Genomic DNA, 2,950 nt, shown 5'->3' on the forward strand with positions numbered 1-2,950 from the left:
AGGCTATGGTGCGGAACTTCGAGAGGAAGACGGAGGCGCTCGACCCTGCCTACCGTCGCCGCCTCATACCGAAGGTGCGGGAGGAGACGGTCGGGGCGTATCACGACATCCTCCTCCTCTGCCGGGAGGGGCAGGTGCCCGAGGGCCAGGTCGCGGCCGACCTCCCGGCCTATGCGGCGATGGTCGCCGACGCCTGCCGGACGCGGGGAGGGGCAGGGAAACCTGCCGACCTCCTCTTTCTCACCTATCTCCTCGCCGCCTTCACGATGTACGTCCGCGGCCGTCCGGCGCACCCGCCGGGCACGCCCTTTCCGGGCGGACTCGAAGTCTACGAGGAGGGCGGGGAGTACTACTGCCCGGTGCGGGAGAAGGAAGACGATGTCCCCTACTCGCTCTGCCCCTTCTGCCCGGCGCGGCAGGACACCGGCAGCCGCGCCCTCCACGGCGCCGGTGCGGAGGAGAGGATAGAGAGACTCGGGGTCATCGAAAAGTCACGCCGGGACTACCACGGGTGAGGGGGACCCGCCGCCGGCGAGGACGATCCGTCCCTCCGTGACAGGGGTGAGGGGTGTCTGCGCCCTGACATATGCCTCGACGGTTTCAAGGACCGTGATCCCGGTCCTGAGTTTTCTATCATCAGGGATTGCGGCGAAGAGGGCATACCCGTCCCCTCCCCCTGCAAGATAGTCGTTGACCAGGACAGTGTATTCCCTGTCGTCCTCGACCGGCACCCATCTGTCGCCCTCCCGGACAAGGATCGATACGACCCTCGACCCCTCGCACAGCACCTCCTGCACCTCTTTTCCCTCATAGACCGCGGCATATGCCGGCCTCGCCGTGTCGATGGTCGCCCGCACCCCGCCGACCTGGAGGAACCCGGACGCCTGAATGCCCTTGAAATCCGGGCCGAGAGCCGAGGCGCTCATCTCGAAGATCCGGCGCACCTCTGTCCCGTTCATCCTGACGATGACGACCTCGTTCCCGAAGGGGAGGACCTCGGAGAGCATCCCGTGGGTGATCGGACCTGCCGGGAAGACGCGGTCGCCCCTGATGCCGCCGCTGTTGATGACGGCGATGTCGGCGTCCCCGAACCATGCAAGACCTGCATCGGCGATCAGGTCGCCGAGGGGCATCTCCCCGGTGCGCAGGTGCGCTTTCACGGCGTCGACCGCCACCGTGCTCTCGCCGATCGCCTCCTCGCCCTGCTTCTCCATCGCCTCCCTGAAGGGTGCGAGGTAGTCGCTGACCACAGGGTTGGACGCGACGGCGCCGTCCATCGGCACCGTCTCCCATTGCCAGTCCTCGATCCCGTCGCCGGTGAACGCGAACCTCAGGACGCCGAGGTTCTCGCCCTGACTGCCGTCATGGACGATGACCGTCGTCCACCCGCCCGGTCCCGCAACGCTCTCGCAGACATAGGTGTGGTCGTGCCCGCCGACGACGAGGTCGATCCCCTCCACCTGCCGGGCGAGGTCCTCGTCGCAGGCAGTGCCCATATGCGAGAGGGCGACGACGATCTCGGCGCCGTCCTCCCTGAGGGCCCTGACCTCCTCCCTCGCCACGCCGACATAGTCGGGGTCGACCGTGACATTGGGGCCGGGACTGGTGATGACAGCGAGGTCGGGGGTGATCAGGCCGAAGAACCCGCAGCGTACCCCGTCGACGTCGATGACCGTCGAGGGCCTGATCACCGCTGCGAGGTCGGAATCGTTGATCCTGAGATTGGCCGAGAGGAGGGGGAACCCGGCGTGGCGGGTGGCGTTCAGGTAGTGCGCCGCCCCGAAGTCGAACTCATGGTTGCCCGGACAGGCCGCGGTGTACCCGGCAAGGGTCATGGCCCCCAGTTCTGGTTCGCCGCCATAGGTGGCGTACAGGGGACCGGTCAGGTCGTCTCCGGCCGAGACCAGGACCCACCCGTCGGCATCCCGTGCGACCGCATCTTTTGCGCCCGCGATCCTCTCGAGGCCGCCGACGGTCGCGCCCGTCGCGTTCGCGTAGGGAAAGATATGGCCGTGGAGGTCTGCCGTCGTCATGACGGCGACCTCTTTCCTCCCGTCCTGAGGGGGGAGGGAGGCCGCAGCGAAGACGAAGAGGCCGATGAGGGCGGCGGCGAGGAGGAGCACGCCGACCTTCATGCCGGGAGAAAGAGAGAATGTTTTTTTCACTCTTCACAGGTGCGGGAGGCCGGGAGATATGGTTTTTTCTTTTCTCCGGGAGGACGGAGGACGCGTTACGGCGCCCCGCCGCCGGCAGGCCGCATCATGGGCTGCACATTCGACCCGGCCATCTCGCCCATGGCGAAGGCGTACCTCTCCCTGATCGTCGTCGGGAGACTGCTCTCCGGGATCTTCACAAAGCCGAAACTGCCGTAGAAACCGACGAGTTCGAGGGTGGAGTGCATGTACAGGGCCTCCCCCCCGCAGGCGGAGACGAGCGCGGCGACCACCTGCTTCGCGTACCCCCTCCCCCTGAACTCCGGCGGGGTGAAGACGCCGTCGACCTCGAAACCGTCGGGGTGGCGGCGGCACCGTGCCACGGAGGCGAGGGTGCCCTCGACAAAGAGGCCGAAGATCCGGTCTGTGGCAGGGTCGGCTTTCTGCCCGCGGTAGTGCGTCCAGACCTCGTCGACGAGGGGGAACTCGGCGGCGTCGATCTCCCTGACCGCGATATCGAAGTCGAGGGCCGGGACGATGACGCAGACCGGCACCCCCGCCCTTTTCGCGACGTCCGCGGCCGTGCCTCCGATGGGAATGTTCGTGATGTAGTCGGTCCGCCCGAGGCGCGGCAGCAGGACGAGGGAGACACCCGCCCCCGCGGCGACCTCGCAGATCTCGTCGGCCGCGGGCCCGACCCTGAGGAGTGTCTGCACCCTCACGCCCTCCTCTTCGAGGCGGTCCTTCAGTCCGGCGAGGCGCTCCTCGGCGTCCCTGATGAGGACGTCCATCTCCGC

The 2,950-nt window shown here is 67.5% G+C and carries 3 protein-coding genes; 1 reads left to right on the top strand and 2 read right to left on the bottom strand.

Annotation, left to right across the window (positions count from 1 at the left end; genetic code table 11):
- Nucleotides 1-515: DUF2115 family protein (locus tag Q0520_RS08835; protein WP_298669007.1), on the top strand; the 515-nt coding region annotated here is incomplete at its 5' end.
- On the opposite strand, the gene Q0520_RS08840 is transcribed toward Q0520_RS08835, so the two are convergent.
- Together Q0520_RS08840 and Q0520_RS12175 are read right to left on the bottom strand one after the other, a co-directional pair.
- Complete coding sequence (locus Q0520_RS08840) at nt 492-2,165, bottom strand: bifunctional UDP-sugar hydrolase/5'-nucleotidase (protein WP_298669010.1); 1,674 nt, start codon at nt 2,163-2,165, stop codon at nt 492-494. The two genes, Q0520_RS08835 and Q0520_RS08840, sit on opposite strands and share 24 nt — an antisense overlap.
- A gap of 65 nt (nt 2,166-2,230) precedes the next feature.
- Nucleotides 2,231-2,950, bottom strand: a 720-nt coding sequence (locus Q0520_RS12175) for a GNAT family N-acetyltransferase (RefSeq protein WP_342765261.1), incomplete at its 5' end; no start/stop codon positions are given.

It is taken from the genome of uncultured Methanofollis sp., from assembly GCF_937919355.1.
Lineage (GTDB): Archaea > Halobacteriota > Methanomicrobia > Methanomicrobiales > Methanofollaceae > Methanofollis.